At 72.9% G+C, this 25,753-nt stretch carries 18 protein-coding genes and 2 tRNA genes; 5 read left to right on the top strand and 15 right to left on the bottom strand.

Annotation, left to right across the window (positions count from 1 at the left end; all coding sequences use genetic code 11):
- Window positions 1–108 precede the first annotated feature (108 nt).
- Both leuS and QC029_RS28130 read right to left on the bottom strand, forming a co-directional pair.
- Window positions 109–3,015, bottom strand: coding sequence for a leucine--tRNA ligase (gene leuS / locus QC029_RS28135; protein ID WP_279558645.1), 2,907 nt, complete (start codon window positions 3,013–3,015; stop codon window positions 109–111).
- A gap of 318 nt (window positions 3,016–3,333) precedes the next feature.
- Window positions 3,334–3,406: transfer RNA gene (locus tag QC029_RS28130), tRNA-Ala, on the bottom strand.
- 210 nt (window positions 3,407–3,616) lie between these two features.
- Here QC029_RS28130 and QC029_RS28125 point away from each other — a divergent pair.
- Entirely contained in the window at window positions 3,617–5,023 is a 1,407-nt protein-coding gene (locus QC029_RS28125) for a glycosyltransferase 87 family protein (RefSeq protein WP_279558644.1), read from the top strand.
- Here QC029_RS28125 and QC029_RS28120 read toward each other — a convergent pair.
- The 7 genes from QC029_RS28120 to QC029_RS28090 form a co-directional block, all read right to left on the bottom strand.
- Window positions 5,002–5,235, bottom strand: coding sequence for a hypothetical protein (locus tag QC029_RS28120; protein WP_093849089.1), 234 nt, complete (start codon window positions 5,233–5,235; stop codon window positions 5,002–5,004). The genes QC029_RS28125 and QC029_RS28120 overlap by 22 nt on opposite strands.
- Before the next feature lie 277 nt (window positions 5,236–5,512).
- Window positions 5,513–5,585, bottom strand: a tRNA-Ala gene (locus tag QC029_RS28115).
- 107 nt (window positions 5,586–5,692) lie between these two features.
- Entirely contained in the window at window positions 5,693–6,346 is a 654-nt protein-coding gene (locus QC029_RS28110) for a histidine phosphatase family protein (RefSeq protein ID WP_279558647.1), read from the bottom strand.
- Window positions 6,343–6,762, bottom strand: a complete 420-nt coding sequence (gene rsfS / locus QC029_RS28105; RefSeq protein WP_279558643.1) for a ribosome silencing factor — start codon at window positions 6,760–6,762, stop codon at window positions 6,343–6,345. Before rsfS ends, QC029_RS28110 begins: the two co-directional genes overlap by 4 nt.
- 125 nt (window positions 6,763–6,887) lie before the next feature.
- Window positions 6,888–8,771 (bottom strand): LytR C-terminal domain-containing protein, encoded by a 1,884-nt coding sequence (locus QC029_RS28100; RefSeq protein WP_279558642.1) that lies wholly within the window; start codon window positions 8,769–8,771, stop codon window positions 6,888–6,890.
- A 13-nt stretch (window positions 8,772–8,784) separates the two neighbouring features.
- Window positions 8,785–9,414 (bottom strand): nicotinate-nucleotide adenylyltransferase, encoded by a 630-nt coding sequence (gene nadD, locus QC029_RS28095; protein ID WP_279558641.1) that lies wholly within the window; start codon window positions 9,412–9,414, stop codon window positions 8,785–8,787.
- Between the two features lie 55 nt (window positions 9,415–9,469).
- Entirely contained in the window at window positions 9,470–9,634 is a 165-nt protein-coding gene (locus QC029_RS28090) for a hypothetical protein (RefSeq protein ID WP_279558640.1), read from the bottom strand.
- A 141-nt stretch (window positions 9,635–9,775) separates the two neighbouring features.
- On the opposite strand from QC029_RS28090, the gene QC029_RS28085 reads away from it, so the two are divergent.
- Window positions 9,776–10,864: a M48 family metallopeptidase gene (locus QC029_RS28085; protein ID WP_279558639.1), complete on the top strand. Its 1,089-nt coding sequence runs from the start codon at window positions 9,776–9,778 to the stop codon at window positions 10,862–10,864.
- Here QC029_RS28085 and QC029_RS28080 read toward each other — a convergent pair.
- From QC029_RS28080 to proB, 5 genes are all read right to left on the bottom strand, one after another.
- Window positions 10,842–11,915 carry a hypothetical protein gene (locus tag QC029_RS28080; protein WP_279558638.1) on the bottom strand — a complete coding sequence of 358 codons (1,074 nt, stop codon included), beginning with the start codon at window positions 11,913–11,915 and terminating at the stop codon, window positions 10,842–10,844. The genes QC029_RS28085 and QC029_RS28080 overlap by 23 nt on opposite strands.
- A gap of 86 nt (window positions 11,916–12,001) precedes the next feature.
- Window positions 12,002–12,718, bottom strand: coding sequence for a hypothetical protein (locus tag QC029_RS28075; protein WP_279558637.1), 717 nt, complete (start codon window positions 12,716–12,718; stop codon window positions 12,002–12,004).
- A 95-nt stretch (window positions 12,719–12,813) separates the two neighbouring features.
- The gene (locus tag QC029_RS28070) at window positions 12,814–14,091 is read right to left on the bottom strand and encodes a glutamate-5-semialdehyde dehydrogenase (protein WP_279558636.1); all 1,278 of its coding nucleotides are present in this window, start codon (window positions 14,089–14,091) and stop codon (window positions 12,814–12,816) included.
- A gap of 125 nt (window positions 14,092–14,216) precedes the next feature.
- On the bottom strand, window positions 14,217–14,549 hold the full coding sequence (locus tag QC029_RS28065; protein ID WP_336621617.1) for a hypothetical protein: 333 nt from the start codon (window positions 14,547–14,549) through the stop codon (window positions 14,217–14,219).
- A gap of 352 nt (window positions 14,550–14,901) precedes the next feature.
- A complete protein-coding gene (gene proB / locus QC029_RS28060) occupies window positions 14,902–16,053 on the bottom strand; it encodes a glutamate 5-kinase (RefSeq protein WP_279558634.1) in 1,152 nt (383 codons plus the stop codon).
- 353 nt (window positions 16,054–16,406) lie between these two features.
- Here proB and QC029_RS28055 point away from each other — a divergent pair, with 353 nt between their 5' ends.
- A complete protein-coding gene (locus tag QC029_RS28055) occupies window positions 16,407–18,452 on the top strand; it encodes a hypothetical protein (protein ID WP_279558646.1) in 2,046 nt (681 codons plus the stop codon).
- Window positions 18,453–18,553: 101 nt separating this feature from the next.
- Here QC029_RS28055 and galE read toward each other — a convergent pair whose 3' ends face one another.
- On the bottom strand, window positions 18,554–19,552 hold the full coding sequence (galE, locus tag QC029_RS28050; RefSeq protein WP_279558633.1) for a UDP-glucose 4-epimerase GalE: 999 nt from the start codon (window positions 19,550–19,552) through the stop codon (window positions 18,554–18,556).
- Window positions 19,553–19,854: 302 nt separating this feature from the next.
- Between galE and QC029_RS28045 the strand changes: the two genes are divergently transcribed.
- Together QC029_RS28045 and QC029_RS28040 are read left to right on the top strand one after the other, a co-directional pair.
- Window positions 19,855–22,095, top strand: a complete 2,241-nt coding sequence (locus QC029_RS28045) for a bifunctional glycosyltransferase family 2 protein/CDP-glycerol:glycerophosphate glycerophosphotransferase (RefSeq protein ID WP_279558632.1) — start codon at window positions 19,855–19,857, stop codon at window positions 22,093–22,095.
- 23 nt (window positions 22,096–22,118) lie between these two features.
- Entirely contained in the window at window positions 22,119–25,697 is a 3,579-nt protein-coding gene (locus QC029_RS28040; RefSeq protein ID WP_279558631.1) for a bifunctional glycosyltransferase family 2 protein/CDP-glycerol:glycerophosphate glycerophosphotransferase, read from the top strand.
- Window positions 25,698–25,753: the final 56 nt, after the last annotated feature.

Genomic DNA, 25,753 nt, shown 5'->3' with positions numbered 1-25,753 from the left:
GGCCGCGGCCGACGAGCCGCGGCCCCGCCGCCGTGCGGTCCGGCCCCGAACGGACCGGCCCGAGCAGGCCGGGCCGGAATGGACCGGATCAGGCCGGATCAGGCCGGATCAGGCTGGAACGATGTTTACCAGTTTCGGCGCCCGCACGATCACCTTGCGGATGTCCGCGCCACCCAGCGCGCTGACGATCGCCGGCTCGGCCAGCGCCCGGGCCTCGAGGTCCGCCTCGGAGATGTCCGGGGCGACCTCCAGCCGGGCCTTGACCTTGCCCCGCACCTGGACGACGCAGGTCACGGTCTCGTCCACCACGTACCGCGGGTCGGCCACGGGGAAGTCCTCGTGGACGACGCCGGTGTCGTGGCCCAGCCGGCGCCACAGTTCCTCGGCGATGTGCGGGGCCAGCGGCGCGATCAGCAGCACCAGGCCCTCGGCCACCGGGCGCGGCACCTCGCGCAGCCGGGTGACGTGGTTGTTCAGCTCGGTGATCTTGGCGATGGCGGTGTTGAAGCGCAGGCCCTCCATGTCCTGCCGCACCCCGTCGATCGCCTTGTGCAGCGCGCGCAGGGTCTCCTCGTCCGGCTCGGCGTCGACGACCGTGACCTCGCCCGTCGCCTCGTCGACGACGTTGCGCCACAGCCGCTGCAGCAGCCGGTACTGGCCGACGACCGCGCGGGTGTCCCACGGGCGCGAGACGTCCAGCGGGCCCATCGCCATCTCGTACAGCCGCAGCGTGTCCGCGCCGTACTCGGCGCAGATCTCGTCCGGCGTGACGGCGTTCTTCAGGGACTTGCCCATCTTGCCCAGCGTCCGGCTCACCTGCTCGCCGCCGTACCAGTAGGCGCCGTCGCGCTCCTCGACCTCGGCGGCGGGCACCGCGATGCCGCGGCTGTCGCGGTAGACGTACGCCTGGATCATGCCCTGGTTGAACAGCTTGTGGAACGGCTCGGCCGAGGAGATGTGCCCCAGGTCGTACAGCACCTTGGACCAGAAGCGGGCGTACAGCAGGTGCAGCACGGCGTGTTCGGCGCCGCCGACGTACAGGTCCACGCCGCCGGCCGGCCGGTCCTCGCGCGGACCCATCCAGTAGCGCTCGATCTCCGGGTCGACCAGCTTCTCGCTGTTGTGCGGGTCCAGGTAGCGCAGCTCGTACCAGCACGAACCGGCCCAGTTGGGCATGGTGTTGGTCTCGCGGCGGAACCTGCGCGGACCGCGCCCGTCGCCCAGGTCCAGCGTGACGTCGACCCACTCCTCGTTCCGCGACAGCGGGGTCTCGGGCGAGGTGTCGGCGTCGTCGGGGTCGAAGGTGCGCGGGGAGTAGTCCTCGACCTCGGGCAGTTCCAGCGGCAGCATCGACTCGGGCAGCGCGTGGGCGACGCCGTCCTCGTCGTAGACGATCGGGAAGGGCTCGCCCCAGTAGCGCTGCCGGCTGAACAGCCAGTCGCGCAGCCGGTAGTTGACGGTGCCCTCGCCGATGCCGCTCTCGGCCAGCCACTCGGTCATCCGGGCCTTGGCCTCGACCACGCCCAGGCCGTCCAGCGACACCTCCACACCGGTGGAGTTGACGATCGTGGCGTCGTACGAGGCGAAGGCGTCGCCCCAGGTCGCCGGGTCGGTGCCGCGGCCGTCGGTCGGCTCGACCACGCAGCGCATCGGCAGCTCGAAGGCGCGGGCGAAGGCGAAGTCGCGGCTGTCGTGCGCGGGGACGGCCATGATCGCGCCGGTGCCGTAGCCCATCAGCACGTAGTCGGCGATGAAGACGGGGATCCGGTCGCCGCTCGCGGGGTTGACGGCGTACGCGCCGGTGAAGACGCCGGTCTTCTCCCTGTCCTCGCCGGCCTCGGCCTGCCGCTCGACGTCCGACTTGGAGGCCGCCTGCTTGCGGTACTCCGAGACCGCCTCGGCCGGGGTGGGGTGACCGCCGGTCCACGTCTCGCGGGTGTCCTCGGGCCAGGCGTCGGGGACGATCCGGTCCACCAGGTCGTGCTCGGGCGCCAGCACCATGTACGTGGCGCCGAACAGGGTGTCCTGGCGGGTGGTGAAGACGGTGATCCGCTCGCCGGAGCCGGCGTCGGAGGGGCCGCCGGTCCCCTCCACGGAGAACTCGATGCGGGCGCCCTCGCTGCGGCCGATCCAGTTGCGCTGCTGCAGCTTGATCGCCTCGGGCCAGTCCAGCGCGTCCAGATCGCGCAGCAGCCGCTCGGCGTAGGCGGTGATGCGCATGTTCCACTGGCGCAGCTTGGCCTTGAAGACGGGGAAGTTGCCGCGCTCGGATCGGCCCTCGGCGGTGACCTCCTCGTTGGCCAGGACGGTGCCCAGGCCGGGGCACCAGTTGACCGGCGCGTCGGAGGCGTACGCCAGGCGGTACCCGCTCAGCACGTCGGCCCGCTCGGCCTCGCTCAGCTCACTCCACGGCCGCCGGTCGGGCGTGGGGCGCGCGCCGGTCTCGAACTGCTCGACCAGTTCGGAGATCGGCCGGGCCCGGTCGGCCTCCTCGTCGTACCAGGAGTTGAAGATCTGCAGGAAGATCCACTGGGTCCACTTGTAGTAGTCCGGGTCGATCGTGGCGAAGGACCGGCGCTGGTCGTGGCCCAGGCCCAGCCGCCGCAGCTGGGCCCTCATGTTCGCGATGTTGGCCTCGGTGGACACCCGCGGGTGGGTGCCGGTCTGCACCGCGTACTGCTCGGCGGGCAGGCCGAAGGCGTCGAACCCCAGGGTGTGCAGGACGTTGTGGCCGGTCATGCGCAGGTAGCGCGCGGTGACGTCCGTGGCGATGTAGCCCAGCGGGTGCCCGACGTGCAGCCCCGCGCCCGAGGGGTACGGGAACATGTCCATGATGAACCGCTTGGGGCGCGCGACGGTCCCGGGGTCGCCGGCCAGGTCGCCGCTGGGGTTGGGGGCCTCGTAGGTGCCGTGCTCGTCCCAGAAGTCCTGCCAGCGCGCCTCGATCTCGGCGGCCAGCGCGGCCGTGTAGCGATGGGGGGCCGCGGTCTCCGCGGCGGCGGTGGTCTCGCTCATCGTTGTCCAAGCTCCATCGGTCGTCGTCTGCCCGCGGGAGGGCGGTGGCCCGCAAATGAAAAGGCCCCTCGCACAGGAGGGGACGCCGCGCTGGTTCCGACCTCACCGGAACCGGGGCCGGAGGGTCGGCACTGGGTCAGCGCGGCCCGCTAAGCAGAAGGCGTACGGCACGCATGGCGCCAGGGTACCGCAAGGGCTTCCCGGCGCCGGCAACCGCCCGCGGCCCGGATGCGGCCCGGATGCGGCCCGGGAACTGCCCGAACACAGTCCGGACGCACGAGAGCGGGCCGCCCGTCCGGGCGGCCCGCTCTCTCACTGTGGAGCTAAGGAGAATTGAACTCCTGACCTCTTGCATGCCATGCAAGCGCTCTACCAACTGAGCTATAGCCCCTTGCGTGGTCCGCCGCGGTCCCCCGCGGCGACGACGCTTACTCTACACGCCCCGACCCGTGCTTCGCCAAATCCCGTAACGAGCGGGTCACGGCGGTCCGGGTACTGTCGGAACCCCGAGTCCGCCCGCCGCGTCCGGGCAACCGGCCGTGCCCGCGCGCACGTGTACGTCCACGCCACCGACCAAGACCACCGGATCCCGGAGCCGCCCGTGAGTACGCTGCAGTTGATCGCCGACCGCCGGTTCCCCGCGGCACGGGCGTATCTGCTGAGGCGGCCCACCCGGCTCGCCACCGTGTTCTGCCTGCTGTCCTTCACCGCCTTCCTGACGGCGCAGAACGCGGCGAACGTCTCCATGATCGACCTGATGGTCTACCGGACCGAGGGCTGGACGGCCCGCACCGGCGGCGACCTGTACACGATGCGCGCCACGCACGCCGAACTGCCGATGACCTACCCGCCGTTCGCCGCGCTGCTGTTCATACCCCTGACCCTCGTCGACGTGCCGTCGATGCGGGTCCTGGCGACCCTGGCGAACCTCGCCCTGCTGGTCGCCCTGATCCACCTGTCGCTGCGGCTGATCGGGCGCCCGCTGAGCGTCCCGCGCCCGGCCGCCGCCCTGGCGCTGGCCGCGGTCGCCGTCTGGTGCGAGCCGGTGTGGACGACGCTGCGGTACGGGCAGATCAACCTGCTGCTCGCGGTACTGGTCCTGTGGGACCTGTCCCGGCGCGCCGACCACCGCTGGGCGGGCGTCGGCATCGGGATAGCCGCCGGGATCAAGCTGACCCCCGCGCTGTTCGCGGTGTTCCTGGCCCTGTGCGGGCTGGTGCGGGCCTGGCGGCGGCTGCGGCTCACCGGGAGCCCGGAGGGGACCTGGAACCACTGGCTGCGCCGGGCGTCCGTGGCCGCCGGGGCGTTCACCGGGACGGTCGCGCTGGCGGCGCTGGTGCTGCCGTACGACTCCCGGCGCTTCTGGACCGAGGCGATCTTCGCGCCCGAGCGCGTCGGCCGGGTCGAGGACACCGCCAACCAGTCGCTGCGCGGCGTCCTGGCGCGGCTGCTGCACACGGCCGACCCCGGCTCCGGCTGGACGCTGCTCGCCGTCGCGGTGACCGCCGCGGGGCTCGCCGCGGCGGTGGCCGCCGCGCTGGCCGGACCGCGCCGGCTGCCCTCCGCGCCCGCCTGGGCCGCCGTCGCCTGCGCCTGCACCGCGCTGCTGGTCAGCCCCGTCTCCTGGTCGCACCACTGGGTGTGGTGCGTGCCGGCCGTGCTGCTGCTCGGCTCGGAGGCGCTGCGCCGGAGCAGCGTGCCGTGGTGGTCGGGTACGGCACTGGCGGCGCTGCTGTTCTGCTCGTACGCGCTGTGGTGGGTGCCGCACGGCTCCCCGGTGGAGCGGTTCGAACTGCGGCAGAGCGGTGTGCAGATGGCGCTCTCGGCGGTCTATCCGGCGGCGGGCGCGGCGCTCCTGGCCCTCACCGCGGCCTTGGCGGTACGGGCGCTGCGGCGGCCCGCGCCGTACCTGGCCGACCTGCCCGGCCCCCTGCCGGTCTCCGGGGTCCGTGCCGCGTCACCGGCCGCCGCCCGGGCGGGCGGCGGTCAGGCCGCCACGAAGGAGTAGAAGCGCTTGAGGGTGCAGTGCTCCTCGAGCAGCCGGCCGTAGATGGGCTCGCCCTCCAGCTCGCGGTAGGTCTCGATCGGATCGCCCTTGATGATCAGCGCCCGCGCGCACTCGACGCACCAGTACTGGTAGGCCGTGTTGACCGGCTCCATGTCCCGGACGATCGGGGTGCCGCTGCCGCACCAGTCGCACTTCCTGCTGTGTGCACCCATGTCCGTCAGTCAACTCCAGCCGTGACCGCAGGCGTGCGCACGTGGGGGACCCCTCCGCTGTCTCTGCCGTCCTCGATGTCTCCGAACGCCCCGGCGAGATCTTCCACTCCTCGGAACGGCTCGTCCGGCGCTCCGATTCTGCCATGCTCCGTCCGTGTGCAGGAGAGTGCCGAGCGTGTGCGACGAGGGTTCCGCTTCCTCCGTGCCGCCCCGGAGCGGCGCCCGCCGGGAAAGCGAAGATCCCGCCCCCTGCCGGGGACGGGATCTCTGGTCTCTGTGGAGCTAAGGAGAATCGAACTCCTGACCTCTTGCATGCCATGCAAGCGCTCTACCAACTGAGCTATAGCCCCGTCGCTCCCGGCTCCGCCGCTCTCACCGCGGTGCCGTGAACGGGAAGAAGCTTAACCGGTGACCTGCCCGAATGTGAAATCGCCTCCGGGAGGTCCCGCCGGGCCGGTCAGACGTCGTCGCCGAGGACCGGCTGGGGAAGCGTTCCGGCGTTGTGCTCCAGCAGCCGCCAGCCGCGCGCCCCCTCGCCCAGGACGGACCAGCAGCAGTTGGTCAGCCCGCCCAGCGACTCCCACGAGCGCGGCTCCAGGCCGAGCAGGCGGCCGATGGTGGTGCGGATGGTGCCGCCGTGGCTGACCACGACCAGGACCCCGCCGTCGGGCAGCTTGTCGGCGCTGCGCTCGACGACCGGCGCCGCGCGGTCGGCCACCTCGGTCTCCAGCTCGCCGCCGCCGCGCCGCACGGGCTCGCCGCGCTTCCAGGCGGCGTACTCCTCGCCGTGGCGCTCGACGATCTCCTCGTGCGTCAGGCCCTGCCAGACACCCGCGTACGTCTCGCGCAGGTTCTCGTCGTGGGTGACGTCCAGGCCGGTGAGCGCGGCCAGCTCGGCGGCGGTGTCGACGGCCCGCCTCAGGTCGGAGGCGATGATCGCGTCCGGCTTGAGCGCCGCGAGCAGCCGCGCCGCGCGGCGGGCCTGCGCGACGCCCTCCTCGGTCAGCTCGATGTCGGTGGTGCCCTGGAAGCGGCGTTCGAGGTTCCACGCGGTCTGCCCGTGCCGCCACAGCACGATGCGGCGGCCGCGTCCCGCCACGCGTCCGTTCAGCTCAGCTCACCGCCCTCGCGCGCGGCGGCCTCGCCCTTGCCGCGGGTGGCCTGGGCGTCCTCGGGCAGGTCGATCTCCGGGCAGTCCTTCCACAGGCGCTCCAGCGCGTAGAAGACCCGCTCCTCGCTGTGCTGGACGTGGACCACGATGTCGACGAAGTCCAGCAGGACCCAGCGGCCGTCGCGCTCGCCCTCGCGGCGCACCGGCTTGACGCCCTTCTCCTTCTGCAGCCGTTCCTCGATCTCGTCGACGATCGCCTTGACCTGGCGGTCGTTGGGCGCGGAGGCCAGCAGGAAGGCGTCGGTGATGGAGAGCACATCGCTGACGTCGTACGCGACGACGTCGTGGGCGAGCTTGTCGGCGGCAGCCTGGGCTGCTGCGTTGATCAGCTCGATGGAGCGGTCCGTGGCGGTCACAGGCAACGCTTTCGGTCGGTGGTCTACAACCCCTCCAGGGTCTCACGATCCGCCGCGGACCGGCTCCGTCGGGCCCGGGGCCCCTCCCGTGGGACTCCCGGTCGGTCTCCCGGCCGGCCTCCCGGTCAGTCTCCCGACCCCCCGGGCTCGTAGTCCTGGCCCAGCACCACCGTGACGTCCGCGTTCGCCGCGCCCTTGCCCCGGGCGACGGCCTTCTCGGACAGGCCGAGCGTCCTGGCGACCTCCTCGGCCCTGGCCTTGTCCGCCGCGTCGGAGTACGTCACACGGCTGGCGGCCTGCGCGGAACCGGCGCTGCCGCCGCCGACCACGGTGTAGCCGCCGTTGACCAGCGCCACCCGGGCGTTGTTCGCCGCCTCGCCGTCGCCGGTGGCGTCCTTCAGGCTCACGCGCGGGGTGGCGCCCGGGTCGGTGTTCTTCACCGTGCCGCCGAGCACGTCCTTCACCAGACCCTCGCTGGTGGCGTCGCTGAGCGTGCCGTCCGCCTGCACCGGCAGCAGCTCGGTGCCGTAGGCGCCCTTCTTGGCGTATCCGGCCAGCGAGGCGAGGCTGGCGCCGAGCTGCCCGTCGGTCAGCGAGGGGTCGAGGATCTGGGTCAGCGCCCGGACCGTGCCGGTGGCGGTCTCCGGGTCGTCGGACATCTTCCCCAGCGTGGCCTGCACGACCTGCCCGAACCGGGCGAGCTGCTTGGTCTGCGGCTCGCCGGCGGCCCGGTGCGTGGCGTAGGCGACGGCGGCCTTCCCGTCGAGGTCGCGCTCCCCGCCCTGCCGGACCAGCGGCTCGCCGCCCTTCTCGGCGCCGGGCACGGTGGTGTCGGCGTCCAGGGTGATGCCGCCGACCAGGTCGACCCAGTTCTCCAGGTACGGGGTGTCCAGCCGCCAGGTGCCCTTGATGTCGGTGCCGAGCAGCAGGCCCAGCGCGTCGCGCGTGGCCGCGGCGCCCTCGGCCTGGAACGCCTTGCCGAGGGTCGTCCCCCCGCCCGTGCCGCCGGAGGAGACGGCCAGGGAGTTGGGCAGCAGGACGGTGGTGCCCCTGCCCGCCGTCTCGTTGTTGACCAGCAGGGCCGTGGACGTCTCGCCGCCGTCGATCTCGCGCAGGTGGACGACGATCACCTTGCGCTTCTGGACGCCGCCCGCCGTCTGGCCGCCCTCCCCGTCCCCGGACGTGCCGGGCAGCATGCCGGCCCACCAGAGCCAGCCGACGCCGCCCGCCAGGGCCACGGCGAGGGCGACGACCAGGGCCACCGTGCGGTTGCGGCCCCGGCGCTTGGCCTCCTCGCGCCGCTCGGTGCGGCTCTCGGAGAACTTCAGCCAGTCGATGACGTCCTCGGACTCCTCGTCCTGCTCCTCGACGAAGGAGAACTCCTCGGTGCGGTACTCGGCGTCGCCGTCGTCCCCCGCCCCGCCGCGGCCGGCGCCGGCCGCGGCGTCCGCCGTCCGGGCGGGGGCGGTCGGCGTCTCGGGCTCGGGGTCCGGCCCGGCGGGCCCGGCCTGCGGCCCCTCCTCGTACCAGGGCCCCTGGGGCTGCTGCGGGATCCACGCGCCCGCCACCGGCTCCTGCTGCCCGGTGGCGGAGGCGTCCCACTGGCCGTGCTGGTCGTGCTGCCCGTGCTGGTCGTACTGCCCGTGCTGGCCGTACCGGTCCGTGCCGCCCGGGGCGTAGGGGTCCTGGGCGTAGGAGCCGGAGGAGCCGGGGGCGTACGCGTCCGGGGCGTAGCCGCTCCCGGCCTCCCCGGCGTAGGGGTCGGGGGCGTAGGAGCCGGGGGCGTACGGGCCCGGGTCGTAGGAGCCCGCGCCGTAGGCGCCGGCGCCGTACGGGTCGTACGCGGGCCGCTGCCCCGCCTCCGGGCCCTGTCCGTACGGGGCGTCCCCGTACGGCGCGTCGGGGCCCTGCTCGCCGTAGACCGGCCGGCCGTACTCGTCGTAACCGTAGATGTGGCCGCTCGCCTGCGGCGGGCCCCCTCGCCCGTACGGGTCCTGTCGGTCGTTCACGACTGCCGCCCCTCTAGCCCCTCAGCGCCTGGCCGTCCCGGTACAGCTGGCGTTTGTTGATGTAGCGCACCACCCCGTCCGGCACCAGGTACCAGACGGGGTCTCCCTGGCCCACGCGTGCGCGGCAGTCCGTCGAGGAGATGGCCAGCGCCGGGACCTCGATCAGGGACACCCCGCCGGCCGGCAGGCCCGGGTCGGCGAGGGTGTGTCCCGGCCGGGTGACCCCGACGAAGTGGGCGAGCGAGAACAACTCGTCGACGTCGCGCCAGGTCAGGATCTGGGCGAGCGCGTCGGCGCCGGTGATGAAGAACAGGTCGGCGTCGGTGTGCAGCGCCCTCAGGTCCCGCAGCGTGTCGATGGTGTACGTCCGGCCGCCGCGGTCGATGTCGATGCGGCTGACCGAGAACTGCGGATTGGAGGCCGTGGCGATGACCGTCATCAGATAGCGGTCCTCGGCCGGCGAGACCACCTTGTGGCTCTTCTGCCACGGCTGTCCGGTCGGCACGAAGACCACCTCGTCCAGGTGGAACCGCGCCGCCACCTCGCTCGCCGCGACGAGGTGCCCGTGGTGGATGGGGTCGAACGTCCCGCCCATCACGCCCAGCCGCCGTCTGCCGGTGCCGGGCACTATGTGCTCTCCCATGCGTGCCGACCTTAGCCGTCCGACGCCGATCGCGTCGCCGTCCGGGCCCGGGACCTCAGCGGTCCCGGTTGAAGCGGGTGGTGATCCACAGCAGCAGGAGCAGCACCAGCAGGGCGGCTCCACCGGTGACGTACGGGCTGGCGGACGCGCCGCCGTGCTCGCCGCCCTCGGCACCGGAGGCGAGGAGGGCGAGGGCGTGCGCGGTGTCGGGCAGGGTCATCGTCGGCAGACCTATCGGGTAGGACGGAAAACTTGAGCCACATCGTAAGCGGGCCGGGATGCTGTGGCGTGTGGCACCCACCACCTAGGGTGGGGGGCGACACGGGGGACGGGCCAGCACGAGACCCGCAGGGGGCGGACGATGACCAACGGCAACGGCACCACCGAGCACCTTCCCGGCCGCGACAGACGGCGCTTCCCGGGGATCTCCTCACGGGCGTACGAGCACCCCGCGGACCGCTCCGCGCTGGTGGCGCTGCGCAGACTGAGCGGGTTCGACACGGTCTTCAAGGCGCTGAGCGGGCTGCTGCCCGAGCGCAGCCTGCGCCTGCTGTTCCTGTCGGACTCGGTCCGGGTGGACGACGAGCAGTTCGCCCACCTGTACGCCATGCTGCGCGACGCCTGCTACATCCTGGACCTGGAGAAGGTCCCGCCGATGTACGTCACGCAGGACCCGAAGCCCAACGCCATGTGCGTCGGCCTGGACGAGCCGGTCATCGTGGTGACGACCGGGCTGATCGAGCTGCTGGACGAGGAGGAGATGCGGGCGGTGATCGGCCACGAGGTCGGCCACGCCCTGTCCGGGCACGCGGTGTACCGGACGATCCTGCTGTTCCTGACGGGCCTGGCCGTCAAGGTGGCCTGGATCCCGCTGGGCAACGTGGCGATCATGGCGATCGTGACGGCGCTGCGCGAGTGGTTCCGCAAGTCGGAGCTGTCCGCGGACCGGGCCGGCCTGCTGGTCGGCCAGGACCTCCAGGCGTCGATGCGCGGCCTGATGAAGATCGCCGGCGGCAACCACCTGCACGAGATGAACGTCGACGCGTTCCTGAAGCAGGCGGACGAGTACGAGTCGAGCGGCGACCTGCGCGACTCCGTGCTGAAGATCCTCAACGTCCTGCCGCGCAGCCACCCCTTCACCACCGTGCGCGCCGCGGAACTGCGCAGGTGGGCCACGAGCCGCGACTACCAGCGGATCATGGACGGGCACTACGACCGGCGCGAGGACGACGGGGAGGCCTCGGTCTACGAGTCGTTCCGGCAGTCCGCGAGCCACTACTCCGAGACGGTGCGCACCAGCAAGGACCCGCTCATGGGTCTGATCCGGGACCTCACGGACGGCGCCGGCGACCTGGGCGGGAAGCTGCGCGACCGCTTCGCCGGGCGCGCGGGCGGCGCGAACGGCGCCCCGGGCGGCACGGAGGGCACTACGGGCCCGGCTGCGCCCTAGGGTCCAGCGTCCCGCACACCGGGGTGCCGCCGTCGCGCGCGTACGGATCGGTGCCGGCCGGGCGGTCGTCGCCGGCGGACTGCCCGGCCGTCAGCGGCCGCAGCGCGTCGTGGGTGCCGACCGCGCAGGACATCGGCCCGGCCCGCGTCGTGCTCTGCTCCACCGTCAGCTGGTGGTCGCGCAGGTCCTCGCGGTCGAAGTGCAGCCGCAGTTCGCGCCGGACCGTGAACAGCGAGGCGGCGGCCGCGCCGTCCCCCTCGCCGCCGCGCGCCCGGGCGGGGCGGACGGCGTAGACGAAGACGTGGTCGGTGACGACCTCCAGCGCGTCGGCGTCCGTCTCGCGGACCGCCATCGTGCCCCGCACCCGCACCCCGCCGCCGGCCAGGACCGTGTGCTCGGGGTCGAAGCGCACCAGCCAGCCGGTCGCCGCGTGGCGGCCGTCGGCCGCGGGCCGCTCGACGCTGCGGTCGAACTGCGGGTGCTGACCCGGGTCGATCAGTATGCGCACCGGGCGCGCGGTGTCACCGCCCAGCACCTCCGGGTTGATGGAGCTCTCGACGACGTACTCCTTGGCGACGGTCAGCGCGGTGAGCACCTGGGTGTCGGCGAAGTGGGCGGTGGAGCGGACCGGGGGCAGCGACACCCCGGAGGCTCCGATGTAGAACTGCGCGGCCCGGCTGCGCTCGAACAGCTGTGACGGCCTTCCGCCGGACACCTCGCCGTCCGGTGAGAGCGGGACGACCATGCTGTTCATCATCCGCGGGCCCGGCCGCTCCGCGGGCTGCTGGGGGGTGCGCACGCCCAGGTGGACCGCGGCGCCGAAGGCGAGCACGAGCAGCATCACCAGGACCAGCCCCCGCCACGGCGCCCTCCGCAGCGGCCTGGGCGGCAGCGAGCGGACCGGGTGCTCGTGGTCGGCCATCCGCTCGCGCGCGGAGAACTCCTGGAGCCGGGCAGCCCGGACGAACGACTCGTCGAAGACGGTGGATCGGTACTCGTCGTCGCCACGTCCGGGGAAACCCTCGGGTGGTGGGTGTCCAGACCCGGTCATATCCTCAGAGTAGGTCGGGAAGGGGCAGCCCAAACTCCCCGTCGACCACCGAGTCCGGAAAAGTCGGACGGCGTCCGCCGGGCGGCCTACCGGACGTCGGCGGACGGCGCCCGCGGCGCCGTGCTCCCGAGCGACGAGGTGCTGTAGCGGCCGGAGAGGGAGGGCAGCGCGCCGGACCGGCCGGCCGGCGGGGCGTCGACCCCGCTGGTCGCCGGCGGCGGCTCCGGGGTCTGCTGCCGCTGGCCGGCGGCGCCCCGGTAGACGGCGGCGAAGGCGAGCGCGACGATGCCGACGCCCATCACCACCGCGAGCACCCAGGCGACCGGCCGCTGCCAGCGGACGTGGCCGCGGTAGGGACGGCGGGCCCAGGGGTGGAGGCCGCCCCGGCCGTCGGTCTCCTCGGTGTAGCCGGCGTACCCGGCGTCCTCCGGGTACTCGGCGTCCTCCACGTACTCCAGGTGGTCGAGGCGGTCGGCGAACTCCAGCCGGCCGTAGCGGTACCGGCCGTACCGGTCGTCGCCGTGCTCGCCGTCGGGCTCGCGGTCGTGGTCGGCGCCCTCGGGGTCGTCCCGCCGCGGCCCGTAGCCGTACCGGTCGTCGTGCGCGAGCGCCGTCTCGGTCTCGGAGGGGGACTGGGCGGCGGCGAGTGTGCGCTCGGCGGCGGTGGGCTCGTGGATCAGGGCGGCCCGTACGAAGGACTCGTCGAAGACCACGGAGGCGAACGCGTCGTCCGCCGCCGCGCGGTCGCGGTCGTCGGGCTCCTCGCCGCTCTGGTGCGGCTGGCCCCCCACATCCTCCGGCACGGATCCAGCGTAGACCGGCCGGAGCACTTTGGGCAGGGATAACGGCGATTCGTCTGGTACCGGTGCCGGGCCGTCCCCGCCCGGGGCCGGCCGGATCAGCCGCGTACGTGCCCCTCGCCGGTGACCACGTACTTCGTCGAGGTCAGCTCCGGCAGGCCCATGGGCCCGCGGGCGTGCAGCTTCTGCGTGGAGATGCCGATCTCGGCGCCGAAGCCGAACTGGCCGCCGTCGGTGAAGCGGGTCGAGGCGTTGACCATGACCGCGGTGGAGTCCACCAGGGACACGAAGCGGCGGGCCGCGGAGGTGTCGGAGGTGACGATCGCCTCGGTGTGGCCGGAGGTCCAGCGGCGGATGTGGTCCACGGCGGCCTCCAGGGAGGGGACGACGGCGGCGGCGATGTCGTACGAGAGGTACTCGGTCTCCCAGTCCTCCTCGGTGGCGGGGACGACCTCCACGCCCTCGACCTCGCCCGCCTTCGTCCAGGCCGCGTCGCCGTGCACCGTCACCCCGGCCTCCGCCAGGGCCGCCAGGGCGCGCGGAAGGAAGGCGCCGGCGATGCCCTCGTGCACCAGCACCGTCTCGGCGGAGTTGCAGACGCTGGGGCGCTGGGCCTTGGAGTTGACCAGGACCTCCACGGCCATGTCGAGGTCGGCGTGCTCGTCGACGTAGACGTGGCAGTTGCCGGTGCCGGTCTCGATGACCGGGACGGTGGACTCCTCGACGACCGTCCTGATCAGGGAGGCGCCGCCGCGCGGGATGAGCACGTCCACCAGGCCGCGGGCGCGCATCAGCTCCCTGACGCTGTCGCGGCTCTCGCCGGGCACGAGCTGGACGGCGTCGGCCGGGAGCCCGGCGGAGGCCACGGCGTCGCGCAGCACGGCGACCAGGGCGGTGTTGGAGGCGTACGCGGAGGAGGAACCGCGCAGCAGCACCGCGTTGCCGGCCTTCAGGCAGAGCACGGCGGCGTCCACGGTGACGTTGGGCCGGGCCTCGTAGACGATGCCGACCACGCCGAGCGGCACCCGCACCTGGCGCAGTTCCAGGCCGTTGGGGAGCGTGGAGCCGCGCACCACCTCGCCGACCGGGTCGGGCAGGGCCACCACGTCGCGCACGTCGGAGGCGATGGCGGCGATCCGCTCGGGGGTGAGGGTCAGCCGGTCGACGATGGAGTCCGCGATCCCGGCGGCGCGGGCCTTGTCCACGTCCACGGCGTTGGCCTCGACGATCTCGCCGGTGCGGGCCACCAGGGCGTCGGCGATCGCGAGCAGCGCGCCGTCGCGCGCGGTGCGCGGCAGCGGGGCGAGCGCGGCGGCCGCCTCCTTGGCGCGGCGGGCGGTGTCGATCACGGGCGAGGTCTGCGATGCGCTGCTCATGTCCACCAGCGTAGCCAGGGCGTACGGCGTCCATCCGGAAGTCCGCAGTGCGAGACGGGCGGCGCGCCCGGGGCACGCGGCGCCCGGGCGCGACGGAACCGCGACGGAGCGGGGTCAGAACGGGGTCAGAACGGGTGCACGCCCACCGGAACGGCGGGGTGCGGGCCGTAGCCCTCCGCCACCCGCTGGTGGTACGTCTCGCGGCCGATGACCTCCAGCCCGACGATCTCCCACGGCGGCAGCTTCGCCGACGCCCGGTGCTCGCCCCACAGCCGCAGCGCCACGGCGGCGGCGTCGTGGAGGTCGCGGGCCTCCTCCCAGTAGCGGATCTCGGCGTGGTCGTTGGCGTAGCGGCTGGTCAGCAGGAAGGGGTGGTCGTGGGCGAGCTGCTCCAGGGCCCGTCTGACGTCCTTCAGCGGCGCCTCGGCCCCGGAGACGCTGAGGGTGACGTGCCACAGGCGCGAGGTGCCGCCGGAGCGGCCCTTCTCCTCGCCCCGCTGGGGATGTCCCTCCCCCGCGCTCCGCTGGGGATACCCCAAGTCGACGCTGGTCAGTCGTCTCACCGGCGGCCTCCCGTGTGGTGCCGAACTCGTGTGGCTGCGCCACGGGCCGCCGTCCCGGTGCGGCCCTCGAACCAAAGTTGACCAGTCCTCGGGCCGCCGTGTGGGGGTTTTCGAGAAGGTGTCCGTTGAAAGGCTGACCCTTCGGCGGTGCCGGTGGTGTCCGTGGTACGGGTGGTGTCCGCGGTCATCGGCGGCCGTCGGTGGCCTTCGGTGACGTCCGGTGGCCGTCGGTGACGCTCGTCGACCGTCAGTGGCGCAGCAGGACCAGGTCGTCGCGGTGGACGACCTCCCGCTCGTACGCGGGGCCGAGCTCGCGGGCCAGGTCGCGGGTGGAGCGGCCGATCAGCCGGGGGATCTCGCGCGCGTCGAAGTTGACCAGCCCGCGGGCGACGGCGCGTCCGGAGGCGTCGCGCAGCTCGACCGGGTCGCCCGCGGAGAACTCGCCCTCCACGCCGGCCAGCCCGGCGGGCAGCAGCGAGGTGCGCCGCTCGACCACGGCCCGTACCGCGCCGTCGTCCAGCACCAGCGCGCCGCGCGGCGCGGAGGCGTGGGCCAGCCACAGCAGCCGGCCGGCGGAGCGGCGGCCGGTGCGGTGGAAGTACGTGCCGACCGGCCGCCCGGCGAGGGCGTCGGCGGCGCGGGTGGCGGAGGTGAGCACCACGGGGATGCCGGCCCCGGCGGCGATCCGGGCCGCCTCGACCTTGGTCACCATGCCGCCGGTGCCGACCCCGGCCTTCCCGGCGCTGCCGACCTCCACCCCCTCCAGGTCGTGCGGGCCGCGGACCTCCCCGATGAGGGAGGTGCCGGGGGTGGCCGGGTTGCCGTCGTAGAGGCCGTCGACGTCGGAGAGCAGGACGAGCAGCTCGGCGCGGACGAGATGGGCCACCAGCGCGGCCAGCCGGTCGTTGTCGCCGAAGCGGATCTCGTCGGTGGCGACGGTGTCGTTCTCGTTGACGACCGGTACCGCGCCCATCGCCAGGAGCTGGCCGAGGGTGCGGTAGGCGTTGCGGTAGTGCGCGCGGCGGCTGGTGTCGTCCGTGGTCAGCAGCACTTGGCCCACGCGCCGCCCGTAGCGGGCGAAGGAGGCGGTGTAGCGGGCCACCAGCAGCCCCTGGCCGACGCTGGCGGCGGCCTGCTGGCGGGCGAGGTCGCGGGGGCGCTTCTCCAGGCCCAGCGGCGCCAGTCCGGCGGCGATGGCCCCGGAGGAGACCAGGACGATCTCCTTGCCGTCCTCGTCCTCCGGAGCTCCGAGGTGCCGGGCGACCACGTCCACCAGCGCGTCCACCCGATCGGCGTCCAGTCCGCCCGCGGCCGTGGTCAGCGAGGACGACCCGATCTTCACCACGATCCTGCGGGCGTCCCGTACGTCCCGCCGAAGGCCCTGCTCTGCCGCTGCCACCTGCGCGCCCCTGTATGTGATCTCTCGTCCGGTCCGGTCCGCAATCTACGCGAGCCCCGCCCCCCTCCGCCCGCCCGTTCCGCCCGCCGGACGGCGCCCGCGGCGGGGAGGCGGCGTACGGGGCGCGTGACACCCCGGTGTCCGGGTTACCCGGCCCGCCCCTTCCCCCGTGGCAGCCTGAGCGAGGGGCGTCCGCACCGGCCCGCGGACCCGGGGGGAGAGCACGCCGACCGCTTCCCGCCCACAGGAGCGTGACCCGCATGATGCCTCCTTCGTTCACAGCGGTGAGGTTCTTTCGCACCACGTCCCGGCGGCGCGGAGCCGCCGCGCCGGCTCCCTCCCCCCGGCAGGCCCTGTCGGTACTGGCGCTGCTGCTCGCGGCGTTCCTCGCCCAGCTCGTCGGCGCCCTGTACCCGGTGCTGCCCCTGTTCGCCGCCGGCTCCGCGGCCGGGCTCGCGCTCGACCTGTACCTGGTGCGGCGGCAGCAGCGCCTGGCGTCCTGGCTGGCCAGAGTGCGCTTCGACGTCACCGCCCGCCAGTTGCTGCGCGACATGCTGGTCGTCGTCGGCCTGATCCGGGCCCCGGGCGTCGGGCCGCAGGCGGAGCGGTGGCTCCCCCTGGCCCTGCTGGCCTGCTACTTCCTGCACTTCTGCTGCCAGGCGGCCGCCCTGCTGGTCCGGCGCACCCGGACCCTCCCGGTCGTCACCCGCAACATCGACGCGTCCGCCCTGCGCCTGACCCCCGCCCCGCCGCGCCTGCTGGCCCGCCAGGCCAGCCGGCGCCTGCTCCACCTCTCCGTGCCCACGACGGCCGGCCTGCTGGCCACGGCCGTCACCGCCGACGCGCGGTGGGGCCTGCTCGGTACGGGCGCCGCGCTGACGGCGATCCTGGCCGGCACGGTCTGGCTCTCGACCTGGCTGCTGCCCGGACGGCGCCCGGCGAACGAGCAGCGGACGCTGGAGTGGCTGGACCGCCGGCTGGCGGAGTACCGGCCGACCGTGGCCATGTACTTCTCCGGCGGCACGGCCTCCGCCTACCAGGCGAACATGTGGCTGTCCACGCTCGCCGCGCTGGACGAGCGTCCGCTGATCGTGCTGCGCGAGCGGTTCATGGTGCAGCGGATCGACGCGACCGACGTGCCGGTCGTGTGCGTGCCGAAGGTCGCGCACCTGATGCACCTGGAGCACTCCCCGCTGAAGGTGATGCTGCATCCGGCGAACTCCGGCAAGACGTCCCAGGTGCTGCGCATCCCGTCGATCAAGCACGCCTTCATCAACCACGGCGAGAGCGACAAGCTCTCCAGCTGCAACCCCTACGCCAAGGCGTACGACGAGGTGTGGGTGGCCGGGCCGGCCGCCCGGGAGCGCTACCGGCTCGCGGACATCGGCGTCGACGACCGCGACGTGGTGGAGGTGGGCCGCCCGCAGCTCGCGCCGATCCGGCCGTACGCCGGGCCGCCCGCCGCGGACCGCCCCGTCACGGTGCTGTACGCCCCCACCTGGGAGGGCTGGACCGACGACCCGGGCAACACCTCGGTCATCCTGGCCGGCGAGAACATCGTCCGCGCGCTGCTGGCGGACCCGGGGGTGCGGCTGCTGTACAAGCCGCACCCGATGACCGGTTCGGTGGATGCGCGCGCCGCCCTCGCCGACGCGCGCATCCAGCGTCTGATCGCCGAGGCCAACGCGCGGCTCACCGGCCCGCGCCCGGGTCCGGAGGCCGCCGCCGAGCTGGCCCGCCGCACCGCGGAGCTGGACGAGCTGACCACCACGGCGTTCCGCACGAGCGCGGACGAGATGGAGCGGATGCTGCTCCAGTCCACCCCGCGGGGCGACCGGGCGGCGGCGGTGGAGGCCGCGACGGCCGCCTGGGAGGAGGCGTACTGGGCGTCCTTCCCCGAGCGGGAGCACCTGGTGATCACCGGTCCGCGGCCGGCCCTGTACTCCTGCTTCAACCGGGCCGACCTGCTGATCAGCGATGTGTCGAGCGTGGTCTCGGACTGGCTGGCCGGCGAGAAGCCGTACGCGGTCGCCAACACCGGCGGACTGCCGGAGGAGGAGTTCCGGGCCGGATTCCCGACCGTGCGGGCGGCCGTGATCCTCACGCCCGACGCCGCGGGGATCCCCGCCCTGCTGGAGTCGGTCCGCGATCCGTCGAAGGACACCCTGGTACGGGCCCGCGCCGAGCTGAAGACGCATCTGCTGGGGCCGGCCGAGCCGCCGTCGATCGTCCGCTTCGGCCGGGCGGTCCGGGCGCTGTGCGCCCGGGCGGACGAGCGCCGGGAGCGGATCGGGGCGGAGGCCGGGCCGGGGGCCCGGAGCCGGGACGAGGCCGGACGCGCCGCGGTGGCCGCGCGGCAGCCGGCGGCGGACGGCTCGGAGGACGCGGTCACCGCCTGACGCGCTCCCCGCCCGGCGCGCTCCCCGGTACGGCGGCGACCGGCGGCTTCCCGCACGGGAGGACGCCGGTCGCCGCCGCACCGGCACAGGGGCCCACGGGCCTACGGGTGGCGGAGCCGCCAGCCCGCCCAGGCGGACTCGATCATCTCCTCGACGCCGTACCGCGCCGACCAGCCCAGCTCGGCGCGGATCCGGTCGGCGGAGGCGACCACCCGCGCCGGATCGCCGGGGCGGCGGCCGGAGACCTCCGGGCGCACCTCCTCGTGGCCGGTGGCCTTGCAGATCCGCTCCACCATCTCCCTGACCGAGACGCCCTCGCCGCGTCCGATGTTCAGGACGAGGGAGAGCGGGGAGGCGCCGTCGCCGGCGCCGCTCTCCCCGGTCCGCTCCGTCAGGAGGCGGGCCGCCGCGAGGTGGGCGGAGGCGATGTCCTGGACGTGGACGAAGTCGCGTACGCAGGTGCCGTCCGGGGTGGCGTAGTCGTCGCCGAAGATCCGGGGGGCCTCGCCCTCCTCCAGCCTCTCGAAGACCATGGGGATGAGGTTGGACACACCCGCGTCCCCGAGCTCGGGGGCGGCGGCGCCGGCCACGTTGAAGTAGCGCAGCGACACGCTGCTGATGCCGTGGGCGGCCCCGGCCGCCTTCACCATCCACTCGCCGACCAGCTTGGTCTCCCCGTAGGGGTTGACCGGCGCGCAGGGGGTGTCCTCCGTGACGAGGTCGACGTCGGGCATGCCGTAGACGGCGGCCGAGGAGGAGAAGACGAAGCGGCGCACGCCCGCGTCCGCCGCGGCCGCCAGCAGGGTCTCCAGACCGGTGACGTTCTCCCGGTAGTAGTGGAGGGGACGCGCCACCGACTCCGGGACCTGCTTCTTCGCGGCGATGTGGACGACGCCCGTCACCCGGTGGTCGCGGATGGCCCCGTCGAGCGCCTCGCGGTCGAGGACGCTGCCCACCACCAGGGGCACTCCGTCGGGAACCCGCCCGGCCTCACCGGTCGACAGGTCGTCGAACACCACGACCCGCTGTCCGTCGGCCGTCATCGCCCGGACGACGTGAGCACCGATGTATCCGGCTCCGCCAGTCACCATCCACGTCATAAGCACATCTTCCTGATCCTCCGCCCGTGACTCCCGCCGCGGGCTCCGGCGCACGGACCGGGCGGTCGGCCGTGCGGTGGCCGCCCGGCACCGGGACGGTGAACGGGCAGCGACCCGGCGGGTGGCTGGCGGGATATCATGTCACGCCGCGTTCCGGGAGGGCGAAACACTCCGACCGGCGGTTCCGCGCGTCACAATCGAATAACACGCGACAACTGTTCGCTCGCAGGTGTCGTCTGTGTTAGGCGACAGTTCACCGACAGCGCCCTCTCGGGGTGTGAGTCCACTCAAAAGGGGAAGTTTTGCCGCGCTTCACGCTCGTCGTGCCCGCCTACAAGGTGCAGGGGTACCTGCGGGCATGCCTGGACTCGATCCTGGAGCAGGACTACGGCGACTTCGAGGTCGTGGCGGTCGACGACTGCTCACCGGACGCCTCCGGGGAGATCCTCGACCGGTACGCCGCCCGGGACGACCGGGTCCGCGTGCTGCACCTGCCGCAGAACGTGGGGCTGGGCCGCGCCCGCAACGCCGGCCTGAAGCAGGCGCGCGGCGACTACGTGCTCTTCCTCGACAGCGACGACACCCTCACCCCGGGCTCCCTGTCGGCGATCGCCGAACGGCTCGACGCCACGGGCGATCCCGAGATCCTGATCTACGACTACGCGCGCACCTACTGGGACGGCCGCGTCCTGCGCAACCAGCGCGCGGACCTGCTGCGCGAGCGCGAGCCCGCGGTGTTCCCCCTGGACGAGCGCCCCGAGCTGCTCGACCTGCTGCAGATCGTCTGGAACAAGGCGTACCGCCGGGACTTCGTGGAGAAGCACGGCTTCGAGTTCCCGCCCGGCTACTACGAGGACGCCCCCTGGACGTTCTGCTCGCTGATCACGGCCGGGCGAATAACCGTGCTGGACCGCATATGCGTCCACTACCGGCAGCGGCGGCAGGGCGGCAACATCCTGCGCACCGTCAGCCGCAAGCACTTCGACGTCTTCGACCAGTACGAGCGGGTCTTCTCGTACGTGGCGGAGCACCCCGAGCTCGACCGCTGGCGTCCGCACCTGTTCCGCAAGATGGTCGACCACTACATCACCATCCTGGACCGCCCCGGCCGTCTCCCCCGGTCGGCCCGGTCCGAGTTCTTCCGCCGGGCCGCCGAGGACTACCGCCGCCGCAAGCCCGAGGGCTTCGTCCGGCCGGGCGGCACCCGGGGCCAGAAGTTCCGCCTGATCGCCCTCGGCAGCTACCCGGCGATGGCCGGCCTCAAGACCGTCAGCAGGACCCGGGCCACCCTGCGCAGGCGCGGCGGGGAGCGGATCCGGGGCGCCAGGCGCCAGATCATCGGCGCGCACTACCGCGCGCAGCTCAGGCTCCCGCTGGACGAGGACCTGGCCGTCTTCTCGGCCTACTGGAGCCGCTCCCACGCCTGCAACCCCGCCGCCATCGACGCCGAGCTGGCCCGCCTCGCACCGAACGTGCGCCGGGTGTGGGTGTTCCGGGCCGGGGAGGCGCACCGGATCCCCGAGGGCGTGGACGCGGTCCGGCTGGGATCGCGCGAGTACTGGACGGCCATGGCCCGCGCCAAGTACCTCGTGAACAACGTCAACTTCGGCGACTCGATCGTCAAGCGCGAGGGCCAGGTCCACATCCAGACCCACCACGGCACCCCGCTGAAGTCGATGGGCCTGGACCAGCGCGACTACCCCGGCTCCGCCCACGGCATGGACTTCGAGAAGCTGCTGGCCCGCTGCGACCGCTGGGACTACAGCCTCTCCTCCAACCGCTACTCCACGGCCATCTGGGAGCGCGTCTACCCCTGCTCCTACACCTCCCTGGAGACCGGCTACCCGCGCAACGACATCCTGCTCAACGCCACCGCCGAGGACGTGCTGGCCGCGCGCCGCGAGCTGGGCCTGGCCGACGGGACCACCGCCGTCCTCTACACCCCCACCCACCGCGAGTACGAGTCCGCCTTCGTGCCGCGCCTGGACCTGGTGCGCTTCGCCGGCCGGCTGGGCCCGGACACCACGCTGCTGGTCCGCGGCCACTACTTCTACGCCTCCTCCCCGGAGCTGGCCGCGCTCCGGGCCGACGGCCGGATCGTCGACGTCTCGGCGCACCCCTCGGTGGAGAGGCTCTACCTCGCCGCCGACGCGCTGGTGACCGACTACTCCTCGGCCATGTTCGACTACGCCAACCTGGACCGCCCGATCGTGATCTACGCACCCGACTGGGAGATCTACAAGGCCGTCCGGGGCACCTACTTCGACCTGCTCCAGGAGCCGCCCGGCGCGGTGGCCACCAGCCAGGACGAGCTCGCCGGGATCCTGACCTCGGGAGCCTGGAACGACAGCGCCTCCGCCGAACTCCGCGCCGCCTTCCGCGAGCGGTTCTGCGACTTCGACGACGGCCGCGCGGCGGAAAGAGTGGTCCGTCACATCTTCCTGGGCGAGGACCTCGACGCCCTTCCGCCTATCGTTCCTCTGAGCGAGCGTCGCCCGGCACCCACTCCACCCCAGGCCGTCGCTTCGGTCGAAACGGTCTGAACCGAAAGGAAACACCGCGCACCATGGCTCCGCGGCTCAGCGTCATCGTCCCCATCTACAACGTGGAGGAGTACCTTCCGGCCTGCCTCGACTCGCTGGCGGAACAGACCTTCAAGGACATCGAGGTCGTCATGGTGGACGACGGTTCGCCCGACGGCTCGGCCGCCATCGCCGCGGAGTACGCGGAGCGGGACCCCCGCTTCCGCCTGGTCCGCAAGGAGAACGCCGGACTCGGAGCCGCTCGCAACACGGGCATCGCGAACATGTCGCCCGAGGCCGAGTTCCTGACCTTCATCGACAGCGACGACCTGATCCCGCCGGACGCGTACCGGCTGATGGTCACCAGCCTCGACGAGACCGGCTCGGACTTCGCCACCGGCAACGTCTTCCACCTCAAGGGCGACCGGACCTGGCAGGTGCCGCTGCTGAAGATGCTGGCCGGCCAGGCGCGCAGGCGCACCCACATATCGAAGTACCCCAAGCTGGTCGCCGACCGCATCGCCTGCAACAAGGTCTTCCGCCGCACCTTCTGGGAGAAGCACGGCTTCTCCTTCCCCGAGGGCGTGCTGTACGAGGACAGCCCCGTCGTCCTCCCCGCCCACTACATCGCCGAGGCCGTCGACATCATCGGCGAGCCCGTCTACTACTGGCGGCAGCGCGAGGGCGGCCGGGGCGCCCCGTCGATCACCCAGCGGCGCACCGAGCCCAAGTCCGTCCGCGACCGCGTCGCCGCGGTCCAGGCCGTCAGCAGCTTCCTCGCCGGGCAGGACGGCCCCGAGTTCGCCCGGTTCAAGCGGGAGTACGACCGCCGGGCCCTCACCGACGACCTGCGGCTCTTCCTCAACGTGCTGCCGGACGGCGGCGAGGAGTACCGCGCCGCGTTCCTGGACGTCACCAACCGGTACCTCGACACCATCGACCCCAAGGACCTGATGTCGCTGCCGGTCCATCTGCGGGTGCAGTGGCTGCTGGTGCGCAAGCGGGCCATGTCGGAGCTGATCGACCTGCTGGCGGCCCAGCGCCGCCGCGAGCCCATCGAGGTCAGCGGCCTCGTCCGCAAGTACGCCGGGTTCAAGGCGCTGGACGACAGCTCCCTGAAGCTGCCCAAGCGGGCGCTGCGCATCGACCCCGACCTGGCCCTGAAGGCCCCGCTGCGGGAGATCTCCTGGCAGGACGGCAAGCTCGTCCTCCTCGGCGACGCCTACATCGAGAAGATCGACCTGCCCACCCGCCGCAGCTCGGTGAAGTTCATCCAGTTCAAGAAGGACGGCTCGCGCCGCCGCCTGGTGTTCCCGGCCAAGAACGTCCACCGGCCGGAGTGCACCACCGACTCGGGCCAGAAGCTCCACAACTACGACTGGGCCGGCTGGACCTACACCCTCGACCCCGCCAAGCTCCGCAAGGGCGGCGAGTGGGACGAGGGCGTCTGGCACGTCGGCATGCGGGTCATCAGCTCCGGTCTGATGCGCAAGCGCGGTGTCCAGACCATCGGCGCCGCGGCGGCCAACTACCCGCCGTACCACTGGATCGACGAGGACCACCGGCTGGTCCCGTTCGTCGAGCGCGCCGCGCTGAAGCTCCGTCTGGAGAAGGTGCGCGTCCTGATCACCGAGCGCCGTCTGGTCGGCGAGTCGATCGAGGTCGGCGGCGAGATCCGCGAGCCGCTCGCCGACGGCGAGACGGTCCGGCTGCGCGTGACCAACCGCCGCAGCGGCGAGGTGCTGGAGTACCCCGCCACGGTGGGGGCCGCCGGCAGCGGCGGCAGGGCCCCCTTCACGGTCCGCGTGCCCGTGCGCGACATCGCCCTGATCGCCGGCGAGGGCGTCGAGGGCAAGACCCAGTCGGCCAAGCGCGACTGGAGCACCGTCCTGGTGGCCGAGACCCCGGGCGGCAGGGAGCGCCGCTTCAGCACGGTCATCCGCGACGGCCTGCCCGACGTGCGGTTCCCGCTGCCCGGGTCGCTGGGCGGGCAGGCGGCGAACCGGGAGGTCGCCGTCCTGGCCGGGCACACCGGCTATCTGAAGTTCTCCGGCCGCGCCACGCGCGCGGTGGTCACCGACGTGGCGCTGAAGGACGGGAAGATCGCGGTCAGCGGGCACACCGACCCGCGGCTGACCGGGGCGTCGTTCGTACTCAAGGCCCACAACCGGTTCGAGGAGCGGAGCGTCCCCGTCCGCTGGCAGGAGGACGGCTCCTTCGAGTTCGCCTTCGACCCGTCCACCATGGGCAACCCGGCGGGCACCGTGCCGCTCAAGGCCGGCCGCTGGAACCTCTACCTGCGTCCGCGGGAGGAGGGGGCGAAGGACGCCCCGTTCGTCATCGACCGCCTCGCCGCCGACCGCTTCCCGCTCAGGGCCCAACTGGGCGGCCGGCACTACTGGTTCGAGGCGCGCTGGGGCGACGTCCCGCAGCTCAACTGCCGCTCGGGCCTGAGCGACATGGAGCGCGGCCCGTACCGGCAGGCGCAGCTGCGGCGCGAGGTGTACGAGCCGGGCCGCCGCAAGCCGCTGCGCGACGCGGTGCTCCACATCAGCTACAACGGCAAGCAGTTCTCCGACAGCCCCCGCGCGATGTACGAGGAGATGGTGCGGCGCGGCCTCGACGTCGAGCACCTGTGGGTCGTCCGCGACGACCAGGTCGTCCTCCCGCCGGAGCTCAAACCGGTGCGGATGTGGGGCACCGAGTGGTTCGAGGCGCTGGCGACCTGCCGCTACATCGTCACCAACGCCCACCTGCCGGAGTGGGTGGAGCGGCGGCCGGGCCAGGTGATCGTGCAGACCTGGCACGGCACCATGCTGAAGAAGATCGGCCACGACATCGAGACCCTCCACTTCGACCGCGAGTACCAGAACCGGGTGGCCCTGGAGGCGAAGAACTGGAGCATGGTCGTCTCGTCCAACCGCTTCAGCACCCCGATCCTGAAGCGGGCGTTCTCCTTCGACGGGGAGATCCTGGAGGCCGGCTACCCGCGCAACGACTACCTCTACTCGCCCGACCGGGACGAGATCGCCCGGCGGACGAAGGAGAGGCTCAGCCTGCCCGCGGGCAAGAAGGTCATCCTGTACGCGCCCACCTGGCGCGACGACCTGTCCCACAGCGCCGGGCAGTACAAGTTCGACCTGCGCCTGGACCTGGAGGACGCCCGGCGCCGCCTCGGCGACGACCACGTGCTCCTGATCCGCCGCCACTCCAACGTGGTGGACGCCGTCCCGGGCGCCGGGAACGGCTTCGTGTGGGACGTCTCGGAGTACCCGGACATCGCCGATCTGTACCTGGCGGCCGACATCATGATCACCGACTACTCCTCGGTGATGTTCGACTACGCCCACCTGAAGCGCCCCATGCTCTTCTTCACCTACGACCTGGAGCACTACCGGGACACCCTGCGCGGGTTCTACTTCGACTTCGAGAAGGACTCGCCCGGCCCGCTGATCCGCACCTCGGAGGAGCTGGTCACCGCGCTCCGCGACATCGACAAGGTGATGGAGGAGTACCAGGAGCGGTACGACCGCTTCCACCACCTCTTCTGCGACCTGGACGACGGCCACGCCTCGCAGCGCGTGGTGGACCGGATGCTGGAGATGGCGAAGCGGGGCGACTGACCCGCCCCCGCCGGGACCCCGGCACACCGAACGGAGGAGGGCGGCCGCGCCGGTGG

Origin of the sequence: Streptomyces sp. DH37, from assembly GCF_029813835.1 — a bacterium.
GTDB lineage: Bacteria > Actinomycetota > Actinomycetes > Streptomycetales > Streptomycetaceae > Streptomyces.
Note: the sequence above shows the minus strand (reverse complement) of the source record. Positions and strands in the feature narration are given on the sequence as shown.